This window comes from Eisenbergiella massiliensis (assembly GCF_003435485.1).
In genome coordinates this window covers 31,522-47,630 of the sequence record NZ_QVLV01000037.1, presented here as the reverse complement: position 1 = coordinate 47,630, position 16,109 = coordinate 31,522, and the positions used below count along the sequence as shown (strand labels likewise).

The 16,109-nt window shown below is 49.5% G+C and carries 13 protein-coding genes and 7 tRNA genes; all 20 read left to right on the top strand.

Features of this window, described 5'->3' with window-relative positions; translation table 11 throughout:
* Positions 1 to 177 precede the first annotated feature (177 nt).
* The 20 genes from DXC51_RS27785 (at position 178) to DXC51_RS27690 (ending at position 16,011) form a co-directional block, all read left to right on the top strand.
* Positions 178 to 251, top strand: a tRNA-Asp gene (locus DXC51_RS27785).
* Between the two features lie 31 nt (positions 252 to 282).
* Positions 283 to 355 (top strand) — tRNA-Val (locus tag DXC51_RS27780).
* A 42-nt stretch (positions 356 to 397) separates the two neighbouring features.
* Positions 398 to 470, top strand: a tRNA-Thr gene (locus DXC51_RS27775).
* A gap of 16 nt (positions 471 to 486) precedes the next feature.
* A tRNA-Tyr gene (locus DXC51_RS27770) sits at positions 487 to 568 on the top strand.
* 60 nt (positions 569 to 628) lie between these two features.
* A tRNA-Met gene (locus DXC51_RS27765) sits at positions 629 to 702 on the top strand.
* A gap of 7 nt (positions 703 to 709) precedes the next feature.
* Positions 710 to 782 (top strand) — tRNA-Phe (locus DXC51_RS27760).
* Positions 783 to 814: 32 nt separating this feature from the next.
* Positions 815 to 887, top strand: a tRNA-Lys gene (locus DXC51_RS27755).
* A gap of 125 nt (positions 888 to 1,012) precedes the next feature.
* Entirely contained in the window at positions 1,013 to 1,501 is a 489-nt protein-coding gene (locus tag DXC51_RS27750) for a deoxycytidylate deaminase (RefSeq protein ID WP_025487846.1), read from the top strand.
* A gap of 65 nt (positions 1,502 to 1,566) precedes the next feature.
* Complete coding sequence (locus tag DXC51_RS27745; protein WP_117545878.1) at positions 1,567 to 2,016, top strand: NUDIX hydrolase; 450 nt, start codon at positions 1,567 to 1,569, stop codon at positions 2,014 to 2,016.
* The gene (locus DXC51_RS27740) at positions 2,013 to 3,962 is read left to right on the top strand and encodes an ABC transporter ATP-binding protein (protein WP_243003284.1); all 1,950 of its coding nucleotides are present in this window, start codon (positions 2,013 to 2,015) and stop codon (positions 3,960 to 3,962) included. The genes DXC51_RS27745 and DXC51_RS27740 overlap by 4 nt, the downstream gene beginning before the upstream one ends.
* Complete coding sequence (locus DXC51_RS27735; protein WP_117545877.1) at positions 3,898 to 5,661, top strand: ABC transporter ATP-binding protein; 1,764 nt, start codon at positions 3,898 to 3,900, stop codon at positions 5,659 to 5,661. Before DXC51_RS27740 ends, DXC51_RS27735 begins: the two co-directional genes overlap by 65 nt.
* A gap of 168 nt (positions 5,662 to 5,829) precedes the next feature.
* Positions 5,830 to 7,254, top strand: coding sequence for a L,D-transpeptidase family protein (locus DXC51_RS27730; RefSeq protein ID WP_117545876.1), 1,425 nt, complete (start codon positions 5,830 to 5,832; stop codon positions 7,252 to 7,254).
* 110 nt (positions 7,255 to 7,364) lie between these two features.
* Positions 7,365 to 8,018: an HD domain-containing protein gene (locus DXC51_RS27725; protein ID WP_021637614.1), complete on the top strand. Its 654-nt coding sequence runs from the start codon at positions 7,365 to 7,367 to the stop codon at positions 8,016 to 8,018.
* A 23-nt stretch (positions 8,019 to 8,041) separates the two neighbouring features.
* Positions 8,042 to 9,478, top strand: coding sequence for an aminotransferase class I/II-fold pyridoxal phosphate-dependent enzyme (locus tag DXC51_RS27720; protein WP_117545875.1), 1,437 nt, complete (start codon positions 8,042 to 8,044; stop codon positions 9,476 to 9,478).
* Between the two features lie 30 nt (positions 9,479 to 9,508).
* Positions 9,509 to 10,921 (top strand): pyruvate kinase, encoded by a 1,413-nt coding sequence (pyk, locus tag DXC51_RS27715; RefSeq protein ID WP_117545874.1) that lies wholly within the window; start codon positions 9,509 to 9,511, stop codon positions 10,919 to 10,921.
* 172 nt (positions 10,922 to 11,093) lie between these two features.
* Entirely contained in the window at positions 11,094 to 12,593 is a 1,500-nt protein-coding gene (gene glpK / locus DXC51_RS27710) for a glycerol kinase GlpK (RefSeq protein ID WP_102287088.1), read from the top strand.
* A 23-nt stretch (positions 12,594 to 12,616) separates the two neighbouring features.
* Positions 12,617 to 13,231: a nucleoside/nucleotide kinase family protein gene (locus DXC51_RS27705; RefSeq protein ID WP_117545873.1), complete on the top strand. Its 615-nt coding sequence runs from the start codon at positions 12,617 to 12,619 to the stop codon at positions 13,229 to 13,231.
* Positions 13,232 to 13,264: 33 nt separating this feature from the next.
* Complete coding sequence (locus DXC51_RS27700; RefSeq protein WP_021637620.1) at positions 13,265 to 14,254, top strand: DNA polymerase III subunit; 990 nt, start codon at positions 13,265 to 13,267, stop codon at positions 14,252 to 14,254.
* A 118-nt stretch (positions 14,255 to 14,372) separates the two neighbouring features.
* Complete coding sequence (locus tag DXC51_RS27695) at positions 14,373 to 15,278, top strand: PSP1 domain-containing protein (protein WP_021637622.1); 906 nt, start codon at positions 14,373 to 14,375, stop codon at positions 15,276 to 15,278.
* Positions 15,256 to 16,011: a tRNA1(Val) (adenine(37)-N6)-methyltransferase gene (locus tag DXC51_RS27690; protein ID WP_117545872.1), complete on the top strand. Its 756-nt coding sequence runs from the start codon at positions 15,256 to 15,258 to the stop codon at positions 16,009 to 16,011. The genes DXC51_RS27695 and DXC51_RS27690 overlap by 23 nt, the downstream gene beginning before the upstream one ends.
* Positions 16,012 to 16,109 lie beyond the last annotated feature (98 nt).

Here is a 16,109-nt window from a genome sequence, read left to right as displayed (position 1 = left end):
GTATGAGGTAGATAGGCTGGAGGTGGAAGTGCAGCAATGTATGTAGCTGACCAGTACTAATCGGTCGAGGGCTTATCCTGAAAGAAGCAGGTTTTGGAGAGAGAAGAGATTAGATTCAATGTTCGGTTTTGAGGGTATATTCATAAGATATATCCTATTGAAACGCAAGTTTCATTCGGCCTAGTGGCTCAGTTGGTTAGAGCGCCGCCCTGTCACGGCGGAGGTCGTCGGTTCGAGTCCGATCTGGGTCGTTGATTCCTTAGGGAATCTGATACAAGGTATGGGATCTTAGCTCAGCTGGGAGAGCATCTGCCTTACAAGCAGAGGGTCATAGGTTCGAGCCCTATAGGTCCCATTTCTTACGTAAAAAAATACCGATTGTTCGGATTTATAATACGCCGATGTGGCTCAATTGGCAGAGCAGCTGATTTGTAATCAGCAGGTTATCGGTTCGAGTCCGATCATCGGCTTAATATTAAATATTCTGGATGGATTCCCGAGTGGCCAAAGGGGACAGACTGTAAATCTGCTGCAAATTGCTTCGGTGGTTCGAATCCACCTCCATCCATTTTTTATCAAATAAAAGTTGCAAGTGATACCAATTTGGTGTTACAATATAATATGTTAACGCGGGGTGGAGCAGTCTGGAAGCTCGTCGGGCTCATAACCCGAAGGTCATAGGTTCAAATCCTGTCCCCGCTACTCAAATGCCCAGATAGCTCAGTTGGTAGAGCAGAGGACTGAAAATCCTCGTGTCACTGGTTCGATTCCGGTTCTGGGCATTTCTTACTGTCACAAATTAAATATTATGTATGGAGCACTAGCTCAGTCGGTAGAGCACCTGACTTTTAATCAGGTTGTCGGGGGTTCGAATCCCCCGTGCTTCATTTTTTGATCTCAGTTATGATTACTGAGGTCTTTTTTTATATGTGAAACTTTTGATGGAACTTTGCAAGTGCAGAAAAGTGTTATATAATTTAAAGTAATTGCGATGAAAAGGGGGAATTCATTTATGGGAAGACGGGATAAGGTAAACTATTATCTGGATTTGGCGGAGGTTGTATCACAGAGGTGTACCTGTATCAGAAGACATTATGGGGCGGTTATCGTAAAAAATGATGAGGTTATATCAACCGGGTATGTGGGGGCACCCAGAGGAAGGAAGAATTGCTCCGATATAGGAGAATGTATACGGACTAAGATGAAGATACCGAGAGGCGAGAGGTATGAGCTGTGCAGGAGTGTTCATGCTGAGGCCAATGCCATAATCAGCGCCTCGAGGGATGAAATGATCGGAAGTAGTTTATATCTGGTGGGAATTGAAGTGGACAGCGGTTCTTATATTGAAAATTCGTGCTGTTGTTCTATGTGTAAGCGTTTGGTGATTAATGCAGGTATTGAAAAGGTATACTTAAGGGATACAAAGGATGAATTTCGAGAGGTTATGGTGAGCGAATGGATAGAGAATGATGAGTCTTTAACAGGAGCTTTTGGGTACTGATTTTGAGTTTATTAACGATGTGAGAAATAGTGGTGCAATATTTGGTGTAATCTAGGGGGAGCAAAATGGTACAGGTAGCATTTTATGATCGGGCAGAGGATTCGGTATATAAATTTGCAGTAATAGGGGCGATAAAGGACGGCAAATGGGTTTTATGCAGACACGGAAAACGGAATACATGGGAATGTCCCGGCGGCCATAGAGAAGCTGGGGAAAGGATTGAAGATACGGCAAAAAGAGAATTGTTTGAAGAGACAGGAGCGGAGACGTATGTGCTGCATCCGGTGTGTGCTTACTCATGTATGAGAAATGGAGGAGAAGCGAGCTTCGGTATGTTGTATTTTGCGCAGATCGAGAGTCTGGGCATTCTGCCGGATTATGAGATTGCAGAGGTGAAGTGCTTTGATGAGCTTCCGAAAGAGAGGGAGTTTTGGACGTATCCTGATATTCAGCCGTATTTAATTGAGAAATTGGACAGCTTTATTGAGGAAGGGCTTGCAAAAGAACAAAAATGAAAAAGATTATATCTATATATTTGAAGCCTTATTATGGTCGAATGGGAATTGGGTTTGCGATTAAGTTTATTGGATCAGTTATGGACTTGTGCATCCCATGGGTGCTGGCATATGTAATTGACAATGTAATTCCGGCGGGGAGCCTGAAGCAGATTTATTTATGGGGTGGGGTTATGGTTTTCTGTTCCTTGCTGGCGGTGGCTTTTAATATTATTGCGAACAGGATGGCATCCAGGGTGGCCAGTGAGGCGACTCAGATTATCAGGCATGATTTATTTGCCAGAACAATGTACCTTTCTGACAGGCAGACGGATTCCTTTACAAAGCCGTCATTGATATCCAGGCTGACGACAGATACCTATAATGTGAATCAGATGATAGGCAGAATTCAGAGACTGGGTGTAAGGGCGCCGATTCTGCTTGTGGGGGGTATTATTTTTACTATGGCGTTGGATCCGGTGCTGGCTTCGGTGCTTTTACTGGTAATGCCGATATTGGCTTTTGTTATGACGGCGGTTTCCAGGAAGGGAATGCCTTTATATCGGAAGCTGCAGGAAGCGGCGGATAAGTTTGTGTGTCTGGTGAGGGAGGATATTGCGGGAATCCGTGTAATTAAGGCACTTTCAAAGATGGATTATGAGAAAAATAAGTTTGATGGCGTCAATCAGATGGTTATTACCTGCGAACGGAACGCTGAGCAGACAATGGCAGTGTTGAACCCCGCAATGAACATGCTTCTGAATCTGGGTCTTGTCGGAGTGATTTTGGCAGGGGCCTACAGAGTAAATGCGGGAACGTCTGAGGTTGGAAAAATATTGGCGTTTATGACCTATTTCACCATTATTTTGAATGCGATGATGTCGATCTCCAGAATGTTTGTCATTATAAATAAAGCGGTGGCATCCGGAGCCAGAATACAGCAGGTATTAGACTGCGAAGATGATATGGTTACTGTGACGGAAGGTATGAAGGCAGCTTCTGTTAATGAAACGGAGGCCGGGAATAAAGGAATTGTATTTGACAGGGTTACCTTTTCCTATAATAAAACGGAAGCAAACCTGAAGAACCTCTCCTTTTCGGTGAAAAAAGGGGAAATGCTTGGGGTTATTGGGGCAACGGGCTCGGGAAAAACTACGTTGGCGGCACTTCTGATGCGGCTGGTTGATGTGGATGAGGGAAGAATCCTGATTGATGGGCGGGATGTGCGAAGTTTTGAAAAAAAGGAGCTGAGAGAGAAGTTCGGGGTAGTGTTCCAGAATGATACTATTTTTGAGGACTCCATTTTTGAAAATGTAGGGATGGGGCGGAAGCTGAGTGAGGAGGATATTGAGAAGGCACTTGTATATGCGCAGGCGGATGAGTTTACCAGGGAGAAGGAGCAGAGTGAGGGCGCTATGCTTGATATTAAGGGGGCCAATCTGAGCGGCGGACAGAAGCAGCGTATCCTGATTGCCAGGGCACTGGCGGCACATCCGGATTTTCTGGTACTGGATGATTCCTCCAGTGCGTTGGACTACAGGACAGACAGCAGGCTGCGCAGGCAGCTGAAGGAGCATTTCAGGGATACTACGACTATTATGATAGCCCAGAGAATCAGTTCGGTGATGCATGCAGATCATATTCTGGTGCTGGAGGACGGGGAAATGATAGGATATGGAACGCATGAGGAACTGATGGAAAGCTGTGAAATCTATCAGGAGATAAGTCGTTCACAGACCGGGGCAGAGTACAAATCTGGAGAGGAGTACGGAGCGGATTACAAACCTGGAGTGGAATATGGAGTCGGAGCGGATTACAAACCTGGAACGGAATACGGAGCCGGAGCGGAGCACAGACTTGGAGTGGAATACGGACATGGAGAGGAGGGGGAAAGAGGAGGTTATGAAAAAAGAAAAGGGGAAGGCAGGTACGCTGATCCGTCTGGGGGGTTATCTGCTTCACTATAAATGGTATCTGGCTGCGGCATTGGTGCTTACGGTGGGAAGCAATCTTTTTGCCTTGATTGGGCCGATGCTTTCCGGGTATGCGGTGGATGCGATTGAACCGGGGCCGGGGAAGGTAAATTTTGGAAGGGTTTTTTATTTTGCGGCCTGGATGGCGGGATTTTATGTGGTTTCTTCAATTTTTTCCTATATGCTGCAGGTGCTGATGATTGCCATAAGCCGGAAGGTGGTTTACCGGATGAGGAAGGATGTGTTTGAGAAGCTGCTTTCACTCCCGGTGGGGTATTTCGATGTGCATCAGAGCGGGGATATCATCAGCCGGATTTCCTATGATATAGATACGGTAAATGTATCGCTATCAGATGATGTGGTACAGCTGCTGACGACGGTGATAACGGTGAGCGGCGCTTTTGTTATGATGGTTTTGATTTCACCAAGGTTGGTGCTGGTATTTGCGTTTACGCTGCCGCTGTCGGTTTGTATTACCAGGTATCTGACGGGGAAAACCAGGCCTCTTTTCCGGGAGAGATCCGCAAAGCTGGGAGCGTTGAACGGTTTTGTGGAGGAAATGGTATCCGGGCAGAAGACGCTGAAGGCGTACTGTCAGGAGGAAAATACGATTGACCGGTTTGAGGAAAGAAATGAAAATGCCATGAAGGCATATTACAGGGCGGAATATTACGGTAGTATTGTAGGGCCGATGGTGAATTTTGTGAATAATCTTTCGCTTTCCCTGATTAGTGTGTTTGGTGCGGTGCTTTATCTGTTCGGGCAGATGAGTATTGGCAATATTTCCTCCTTTGTGCTGTATTCCAGGAAGTTTTCAGGGCCAATCAATGAGGCGGCGAATATCATCAGTGATTTGCAGTCCTCCATTGCTGCTGCGGAGCGGATTTTCCGGCTGTTGGATGAAGAGGAGGAGCCGGCGGACAGTCCGGGCTGTGTGGATCTGAAGGATGCACAAGGGGATGTGGAGCTGTCCCATGTAAAATTTGGTTACAATAGTGTTAAAACTATTATCCATGACTTGAGTTTTCATGTAAAACCCGGTAAAATGGTAGCGGTTGTGGGGCCGACGGGCGCAGGAAAGACAACGTTAATCAATTTACTGATGCGGTTTTATGATATCCGGAGTGGGAATATCAGTGTGGATGGGACGGATATTTCAGGGATAACGAGAGCGAGCCTGAGGCAGTCTTATGCTATGGTTCTACAGGATACCTGGCTGTTCCAGGGAAGCATTTATGAAAATCTGGCTTATGGGAGCCTTAGCGGCATGGAGCAGGGAGCCATAGAGGAAAAGGTCAGGGAAGCTGCTGCTGCTGCGGGAATTGACGGTTTTATACGCAGGCTTCCTCAGGGCTATGATACGATACTGACCGATGAAGGGACGAATATTTCCAAAGGGCAGAAGCAGCTGCTGACGATTGCGCGGGCGATGCTTCTTCCGGCCAGGATGCTTATATTGGATGAGGCGACTTCCAATGTGGATACCCGTACCGAAATGAAAATCCAGGAGGCGATGCGCAGGCTGATGGAGGGGAAAACCTGTTTTATTATCGCCCACAGATTATCTACGATACGGAATGCCGATATAATTCTTGTGGTGAATGACGGAGACGTGGTTCAGCAGGGTACTCATGATGAGCTGATATGTCAGGAGGGCCTGTACAGACAGATGTACCTGGCACAGTTTGAGTAAGGGACCTGTGTTGGCTTCGGATGGTAACCGGATTGCAGGCAGAAGTCCGGCTATCCGGGCTGTTGCGATTTTACCTGTATTTCTCAACCGATACATTATTTATCTATTTTTCTTTTGACGGATAAGTGATACAATAGGGGAGAGAGATTATACGAAGGAATTTGTCGGATGAATAAAAGAAAAATGAATGACACGCAGGTTGAAAGAGGGGGGACTGCATACGGAAGGGCAATGATTGCCGTGGGAATAACTGCGGCGGTGCTTGCTCTTGCTTATCTTGCAGGCGCCTTCTTTTTTGCTGGGCATTATTACTGGAGGACACAGATAGATGGGACGGATTACAGCTTTCGTTCCAAAGAGCAGGTGCGGGAGGAGATTCTGAATCCTTCCGTTGCTTATGAGCTGCAGATTTATGGCCGGGAGGATATGCAGGATATTGTAAAGCCGGATCAGGTGGGGATGACCTATGTTTATGATAATACGCTGGATCGGATCAATGCGCAGCTTACAGGGCTGAAGTGGCCGATGATGTTTTTTGGAGGGAGAGATTTTGAGCTTCCCAAGGCGGTGACGTACAGTGACGATGCATTGGCGGAGCGGTTGAGTGAGACGGTTTTTTTTAAGAAGGCCAATATCCACCCTCCGGAGGATGCGTACATAAGCGGTTATATTGAGGGCAGGGGATATGAAATTGTTCCTGAGTATCCGGGTACTGTGGCGGATTTTGACCGGGTGAAGGATGCGGTGGCGGAGGCGCTTGAAAGGCTTCAGGAAACATTGGATCTGGATGCGGGCGGTTTTTACCAGAATGCGGCAGTGAAGTCGGATGATAAGGCTTTGAGGAAAGCGCTTGAGAAGGCAAACCGGTATGTGGGCGCTGTCATAACCTATGATTGGAACGGCGAAAGGGAAGTGGTTGATGGGAGTGTGATCAGCCAGTGGATTACGATTACGGATGACGATGTGATGCTGGATGAAGAGGCGGCCCGGGAGTATGTGAACGGTCTGGCCAGAAAACATGATACTTATGGCAGGGATCGTAATTTTACCACGACAATAGGGAATACTATTCTGCTGAAGAGCGGTTCTTACGGCTGGTGGACGGACCGGGCGGGAGAGACGGCCGCGCTTCTTGAGTCTGTCAGGAAGGGCGAGCAGGTGGAGAAGGAGCCTCTTTATTTTGCCAGAGGTTATGCCACCGGGGCGCCGGGAGAAGATATTGGGGCTTCCTATGTGGAAATTGATATGGGAAACCAGCATTTATATCTTTATATGAACGGGGAGCTGATTCTGGAAAGCGATTTCGTGTCCGGGAATATTTCCAGGGGATACGGCACGCCGGCCGGTGTTTTCGGGCTGACCTACAAGGAGAGGAATGCCACGCTGACCGGTGAGAATTATGCGTCGCATGTGGATTACTGGATGCCTTTTAACGGGAATATCGGTATGCACGATGCGTCCTGGAGAGGAAGCTTCGGCGGAGATATTTATATGAGGAACGGTTCTCATGGGTGTATCAATCTGCCGCGTGATAAGGCGGAGGAAATTTACGGATATATGGAACGGAACTTTCCGGTGATCTGTTATTATTGAGTGACTTTGAAAGTGCTGGACAGTTACATTATTAACTGCAAAATGTCAGATGGAATCGCAGAGGTTCAGTTGTCTGAACTATTACAGGGAATTGGTTTGGGGGACAAATCATGAGAAATAAGGAATTGACGCCCAGGCAGCGGGAAAAACAGGAGCGCCGGATCGCAAGGCGCAGGAAATTTATGGAGAGAATTGCTGAAAATGGAGGGGATATTCTGCGGTCCGATAATTTTAAAAGTACGCGCAGAAGTATCCAGCACGGGACTATTTCCGTGCACAGCCATTGCATCAGCGTGGCGGGCTGCAGCCTGGCAATCCACGAAAAACTGGAGAAAATGGGGATAAAGAGCGAGGAAAAGGATATTATCAGAGGAGCGCTGCTTCACGATTATTTCCTTTATGACTGGCATCATCATAAGCATGACAGGGGGCTGTGGAATATGCATGGCTTCAGCCATCCCAGGACGGCGCTGAAAAATGCCGGAAGGGAGTACCGGCTATCTCCCAGGGAGCAGGATATTATCAAGAAGCATATGTGGCCGCTTACTATTGTTCCGCCTTTATGCAGAGAGGCATGGATCGTGACGGCGGCGGATAAGTACTGTTCATTTCTGGAAACGGTGGAGCCACGGCTGAAGGCTGTGAAGCATTTGGGCAGGCATTGGACGACACTCCCCCGCAGAAGCGGTGGCGAAGAAAAGGAGCCAAAGACGCAGGAAAACGGGGAGCTGGCAGCAGAAGAAATAAAGGCGGCAGAAAAATAAAACCGACGGCATGCAGGAGGCAAATGGAAGGATTACTTGCAAGATTAACTGAATACGGGGCTTCTCAGTATTATCCCTTTCATATGCCCGGGCATAAAAGGAACATGCCGGAGGAGATTGGGGCGCTTCAGGGAATTGCGGGGCTGGATATTACGGAAATAGAGGGTTTTGATGATCTGCATGCGCCGGATGGGATTCTGAAGGAGGCGCAGGAAAAGGCGGCGGTTGTTTTCGGCGCGGAGGAAACTTTTTTTCTGGTAAATGGTTCTACGGCGGGGATCCTTACTGCGGTTTCGGCGGCGGCGCCAAGAGGCAGCAGGATTATCATGGCGCGGAACTGCCATAAATCCGTGTATCATGCCTGCTTCCTGCGGGAGCTGGAGCCTGTTTTTCTTTATCCGGAGACGGTGCCGGATTACGGGATAGCGGACTGTATCCTGCCGGAGCAGGTGGAAGCGGCCCTGAGGGAGTATCCGGAGGCAAAGGCGGTGGTGCTCACCTCCCCTACCTATGACGGGGTAGTTTCTGATATTGAAAAAATTGCGGAAATTGTCCACCGGGCGGAGGGCATTTTGATTGTGGATGGAGCGCATGGGGCGCATTTTGGATTTGATCCGTTTTTTCCGGAGAGTCCGGTGCGTCAGGGAGCGGATTTGATTATTCAGAGTCTTCATAAGACGCTTCCTGCGCTGACCCAGACAGCACTTCTGCATGTTAACGGGACACGTGTGGACAGAAGCGTTGTGCGGGAGTATGAACGGATTTATCAGACCAGCAGTCCGTCCTATCTGCTGATGGGCAGTATGGATGCCTGTGTGAGGCTCCTGGAGGAGGGGGCGTGCTGGGGCGGTTTTGCACAGCGGATGGCGCGTTTTTACGGGAAAACGGAAGAATTAAAGCATCTCAGGCTGATGAACAGGGATATTCTGGAAAAAGGCTGTATGAAAGCTTTTGATGCGGGAAAACTGCTGATATCTGTAAAGAATACAAAAATTACGGGAAATACGCTTTACAAAGAGCTTCTGAACCGTTATTATCTTCAAATGGAGATGGCTTGCGATACTTATGTAACCGCCATAGTGACTCCCTGGGACAGGGAGGAGGGCTTAAGGCGGCTTGCGGATGCTTTGTTGGAAATTGATAAAGGCCTGGAGACGCAGGACTGCCCGCAGCAGGCGAAGCCGTATCCGGAGCTTGAGATGTCGGTGCCGCTTTACCGGGCGCTGACGGCAGAGAAGCACTCCTGTCCGCTTGGCATGGCGGCGGGAAAGACAGCAGGAACTTATGTGAACCTTTATCCGCCGGGAATTCCTCTGGTAGTTCCGGGAGAGGTAATAACGGAGGAGGTCATTAAGTTAATAGAGACGTACGTGAGGCAGAGGCTGAACGTACAGGGGGTGGAGACCGCGGAAACAGGAGCGGGGTTGACCGGAGACTGTACAATAACAATACTTAATTGACAGGTGTCTGAAGCACCGGAAGGAGTTAATATGAGAAAAACCAAAATTATCTGCACCATCGGACCGGCTTCCCAAAGTGAGGAAAAACTGAGAGAGCTTATGCTGGCAGGCATGAATGTGGCCCGTTTTAATTTTTCACATGGAGATCATGAAGAACAGCACGGAAAATATGACAGAATGCGCAAGGTGAGCAAGGAACTGAATCTTCCCATTGCGGCGCTGCTGGATACCAAGGGACCGGAAATCCGTCTGAGGGATTTTGAAGGCGGCAAGGTTTATCTGGAGGCCGGACAGAAATTCACCCTGACCACCAGGGAAGTGATGGGAACGGAAAAAATGGCTTCCATTACCTATAAGGAGCTGATAAATGATATCGGTGTGGGAACCACGATTCTCATCGACGACGGCCTGATTGAGATGACGGTGGAAGAAATTACGGATACCGATATTATCTGTGATGTTGTAAACGGCGGACCTGTTTCCAATCACAAGGGCGTGAATGTGCCGGGCGCGGAGCTTTCCATGCCTTATATCAGTGAAAGCGACAGGAATGATATCCTGTTCGGTATTGAACTGGGATTTGATATTATCGCGGCATCTTTTGTACGTAATAAAGAGGATGTGCTGGAGGTGCGCCGGATTCTGGATGAGCACAATTCCAAGATGATGATCGTTGCTAAAATTGAGAATATGCAGGGTATCAAGAATCTGGACGAAATCATCGATGTATCCGATGGTATTATGGTTGCCAGAGGAGATATGGGTGTTGAAGTTCCGTTGGAAGAGGTTCCCGTGCTTCAGAAGCAGATCATTAAAAAGGCGGTTGCCAAAGGAAAACAGGTAATAACAGCAACACAGATGCTGGAGTCCATGATTCATAATCCCCGTCCCACCAGAGCGGAGACCACGGATATTGCCAATGCTATTTATGACGGGACCACAGCTATCATGCTTTCCGGCGAAAGCGCACAGGGACAGTATCCTGTGGAGGCCGTACAGACCATGGCGCGCATTGCGGAGAGGACCGAGGAGGATATCGACTTCGCCGGCCGTCTGAAAAAACGCGAACTGCCCGGCGACGGCAATATTACTACGGCGATTTCCCATGCAACCTGCACGATGGCGGCGGATTTGGATGTTAAGGGAATTATCTGCGTAACCATGTCAGGCTTTACTGCCAGCATGATTTCACGGTTTAAGCCCAGCTGCCCGATTTTCGGCTGCACGGTGAAGAGGCTGGTATGGCGTCAGCTGAACCTGCAGTGGGGTGTAATGCCGCTGCTGATCCAGGAGGAGAATACGGCGGAGGATCTGTTCCATGCGGCTATTGACGCTGCTGTGGAGGCTGGTTATATTCAAAAAGGGGATAAGGTTATCATTACGGCGGGAATGCCTCTGGGAATTTCCGGAAAGACCAATCAGCTGCGGGTAGTTGAGGTATAACAGGCGGCTGCGGTATCATGGAAAGAGCCGGACAGTAGGAGACAGCCGCCTGGATACAGACGGCAGGAGAGAAGGAAACGGCCGTCTGGGAAGAGCGGCGCTTAGGGGTAAGCGGCAGTAATAATTTAAATTTCAGTATTTTTAAATTAGGGTCAGAACGGGGGTATTACGAATGAAAAAATATGTGATGGCGCTTGATCAGGGAACGACCAGTTCCCGCTGTATTCTGTTTGACAAATCAGGGCATATGCGCTCTGTGGTGCAGAGGGAGTTCACCCAGATATATCCGAAACCGGGCTGGGTGGAGCATGACCCTCTGGAAATCTGGTCCTCCCAGCTGAGTGTGGCTGTGGAGGCCATGGGAAAAATCGGCGCGGCGATTGAGGATATCGCGGCGATAGGTATTACCAACCAGAGGGAGACTACCGTCTGCTTCAGTAAAAAAACGGGAAAACCGGTGTACAATGCCATCTGCTGGCAGTGCCGAAGGACAGCGGATATTATTGAACAGCTGAAGGAGGATGGCTTTGACAGCATCATCAGGGAGCGGACCGGGCTGGTGCCGGATGCCTATTTTTCCGGTACCAAGATCAAGTGGATCCTGGATAATGTGGAGGGCGCCAGGGAAATGGCGGAGTCGGGCGAGCTGCTGTTCGGCACGGTGGACACCTGGCTTATCTGGAACCTGACCAAGGGAAAGGTTTTTGTAACGGATTACACCAATGCTTCCCGTACCATGCTTTTTGACATTCATAAGAGAGAATGGGATGAGGATATTCTGAACCGCCTGGGAATCCCCAGATCCATGCTGCCCCAGGTGAAGCCGTCCAGCTGTGTTTACGGCTATACGGATGAATCGGTCATTGGCGGAGTGATTCCCATTGCGGGCGCAGCGGGAGATCAGCAGGCGGCGCTGTTCGGACAGTGCTGCTTTGAGGCCGGGGAAGCGAAGAATACATATGGTACGGGCTGTTTCCTCCTGATGAATACGGGGGATAAGGCAGTGGCCTCCCAAAATGGGCTGCTGACCACGATTGCGGCCAGCACAGAGGGGGAAATCCGCTATGCGCTGGAAGGAAGCGTGTTCGTGGCGGGAGCGGCCATACAGTGGCTGCGCGATGAACTGCGTATGATCAAAAATGCGCCGCAGTCCCAAGAGTATGCGCAGGATGTGGAGGATACCAACGGGGTATATGTGGTGCCGGCCTTTACCGGGCTGGGAGCGCCTTATTGGAATCCTTACGCCAGGGGAACCATTGTGGGGCTCACCCGCGGGGCGAGGAAGGAGCATTTTATCCGTGCCACGCTGGAGTCCCTTGCCTACCAGACGCAGGATGTGCTGGAAGCCATGGAAAAGGATTCAGGCATCACGCTTAAGAACCTGCGTGTGGACGGCGGCGCAAGCGCCAATGATTTCCTGATGCAGTTCCAGGCGGATATTATGAATAAAGAGGTGCTCAGGCCTGAGTGCATTGAAACCACAGCGCTGGGAGCGGCTTATCTGGCGGGAATCGCCACTGGTTTCTGGAAGGATAAGGAGGATATCAGGAAAAACTGGTTCCTGGAAAAAACCTTCCTTCCGTTCATGACGCAGGAAATGCGGCAGGAGAAGCTGAAAGGCTGGAAACGCGCCGTCCGGTGTGCGATTGCCTATGCTAAGGAGGAAGACTGACAAACGTTTGCAGTCAGAAACAGATGGGAAAAATATTTTATATTGCAGGAAAGAGCTCTTCCGGTAAAGACACCATTTACCGGAGGCTTCTGGACTGTACGGATTTGCGGCTGGAAACGCTGGTTCCCTATACGACGCGGCCTATACGGGACGGTGAGGAGAACGGAAGGGAATATTTTTTTACGGATGAGGCGGAGCTTGAAAGGCTGCGCGCAGAAGGAAAGATAATTGAGGAAAGGATGTACAGCACCTTTTATGGGCCGTGGTATTATTTTACGGTGGATGACGGGCAGCTGGATTTGGAAAAACAAGATTATCTGCTGATTGGGACGCTGGAGTCCTACAGGGCGGTGAAACGGTTTGTGGGGAAGGAAAAAATCGTGCCCATCTATATTGAGGTGGAAGACGGGGAACGCCTGCAGAGGGCGCTGGACCGGGAAAAAAAGCAGGAAAACCCCAAATATGAGGAAATGTGCAGGCGTTTTCTTGCGGATTCTGAGGATTTCAGTGAAGAACGAATAGCTGAAGCGGGGATTGACAGAAGATTCTATAATGGTGAGCTGGAGACGTGCCTGAAGGAGGTTATGGATTATATCAGGCAGGCGCGCAGGGTACAGTCGGGAGACGGAGTGCGGTAAGGCACGGCGTCCCCGTGGGAAAGCGAGGGAGTTATGGCAGGTTTTCAGGATATTTACGGGCAGGAGGCTATGAAGGAGCACCTGCAGAACGCAATCAGGCTGGGCAAGGTATCCCATGCATATATTATTAATGGAGAAAGAAACTCCGGCAAGGAGTTCATCGCCAGGATTTTTGCCAGGACTCTTCAGTGTGAAAGGGGCGGGATTGAGCCGTGCGGGGAATGCCATTCCTGCAAACAGGCGGAGAGCGGCAACCAGCCGGATATCATCCGTGTGACCCACGAAAAGCCGAACAGCATTGGTGTGGAAGATATCCGGAGCCAGGTGAATAATGATATTGTCATCAAGCCCTATTCCAGCCCCTATAAGATATATATTATCAATGAAGGGGAGAAGATGACGGTACAGGCGCAGAACGCGCTTTTAAAGACGCTGGAGGAGCCTCCGGCATATGGTGTAATCCTGATTCTGACAACGAATGTGGAGGCGCTGCTTCCCACGATTGTGAGCCGGTGCGTTGTGCTGAATATGAAGCCGGTGCGTGACGATATTGTACGAAAGTTTCTGATGGAGGATCTGCAGATTCCGGATTATAAGGCAAATGTATGTGTGGCTTTTGCCAGGGGAAATATCGGACGTGCCAAAATGCTGGCTTCCAGCGAGGATTTTGATAATGTGAAGGAAGAGGCGGTAACGCTTTTAAAATATATTCGTGATATGGAGATTTCGGAAATTGTGGCCGCTATTAAGAAAATTTCCGAATATAAGCTGGATGTGACCGATTATCTGGATATTTTGTCCATCTGGTACAGGGATGTATTGCTTTTTAAGGCAACCAATGACGCAAATAACTTGATCTTTAAGGAAGAAATAAAGTATATTAGAAAGGAAGCGGATCAGAGAAGCTACGAAGGGATTGAAATAATCTTGGATGCGCTGGAAAAAGCGAAGTCCAGGCTTTCAGCCAACGTAAATTTTGATCTGACCATGGAGCTTCTGTTTCTGACGATGAAAGAGAATTAATGCAGAGGAAATCATGTTTCAGGATGCATTGGTTCGGATACGAAATGGCCGGCACGGGCCGGCGGGCGGATCGGGAAGGTGATCTGCCGGGCCATGAAATATGGCAGGAGGTTGATAGATGACTAGAGTGATAGGCGTAAGATTCCGTACGGCGGGCAAGATATATTATTTTGACCCGTCCAGGTTTGAAATAAAAAAGGGTGACCATGTGATTGTGGAAACGGCCCGCGGCGTAGAGTACGGAACCGTGGTGGGCGGTATCCGCGAGGTGGAGGACAGCAAGGTAGTTCAGCCGCTCAAGCCGGTGCTGCGTATTGCCAACGAGAGGGACGATGAGCAGGAAGCGGCGAATAAGGTGAAGGAAAAGGATGCCTTCCGCATCTGCCAGGAGAAGATTACCAAGCATGGGCTGGACATGAAGCTGATTGATGCGGAGTATACGTTTGACAACAATAAGGTGCTGTTTTATTTTACGGCGGACGGAAGAATAGATTTCAGGGAGCTGGTGAAGGATCTTGCCAGCGTTTTCAAGACCAGGATTGAACTGCGTCAGATTGGCGTAAGGGATGAAACCAAGATTCTCGGCGGCATCGGTATCTGCGGAAGGCAGCTGTGCTGTCATGCCCATCTGTCGGAATTCGTGCCGGTTTCCATTAAAATGGCGAAGGAACAGAATCTTTCTTTAAACCCTACGAAAATTTCCGGGGTGTGCGGCAGGCTGATGTGCTGTCTGAAGCATGAGGAGGAGACCTATGAGGATCTGAACCGCAGGCTTCCCAACCTGGGCGATTATGTGACCACGGATGACGGACTGAAGGGCGAGGTGTCCAGCGTCAACGTGCTGCGCCAGCTGGTAAAGGTTATCGTCAATGTGGAGGATGAGAAGGAAATCAGGGAATACCGTCTGGATCAGCTCCGCTTCAAGAGAAGGCACGGACGGAATAAGAAAAACGAGGTCAGCGAAAAAGAGCTGAAGGAATTGGAAAAACTGGAGAAGCAGGATGAAAAATCCAAACTGGAATAGCATCTCATTAAAGCCGGGGGAAAGGCTGGATGAGCTGCAGAGGAACGGCTATGTGATTATCCAGGACCAGGAACGGTTCTGTTTTGGTATGGATGCGGTGCTTCTTTCCGGCTTTGCCCGCGTAAAGGACGGGGGAAGCGTTCTGGATATGGGGACAGGGACAGGAATTATCCCGATTCTTCTGGAGGCCAAGACGAATGCCTCCCATCTGACCGGGCTGGAAATTCAGCCGGACAGTGCGGACATGGCCAGGCGCAGTGTGGCGCTGAACGGCCTGGAGGAGAAAATCTCCATTGTGGAAGGGGATATTAAAGAGGCAGCGGGTTTGTTTCCGGCTGCTTCTTTTGACGTTGTTACCTGCAATCCGCCTTATATGGTGGGAGGGCATGGGCTGACCAATCCGGAGGCACCAAAGGCAATTGCCAGGCATGAGGTGAAATGCACCTTTGAGGATGTGGCCGCGCAGGCTGCGAAGCTGCTGAAGCCGGGCGGCAATTTTTTCCTGGTGCACAGGCCCTTCCGGCTGGCGGAAATCATCGTGACCCTGGCAAGGTACAGACTGGAGCCAAAACGTATGCAGCTGGTATATCCGTTTGTGGACAAGGAGCCGAATATGGTTTTGCTTGAGGCAAACCGGGGCGGAAGAAGCCGGCTGAAGGTGGAGAAGCCTTTGATTGTATACCGGGAGCCGGGGATATATACGGATGAAATTTATGATATTTACGGGTATTGATGCAGGAGAATGGCAGCTGTAAGGCAACAGTTCAGGCAGGTCTGCGCATTTACTGCGCAGACTGTGAGAAAACGTAGTGGCAGCAGGCATCCGCCTCC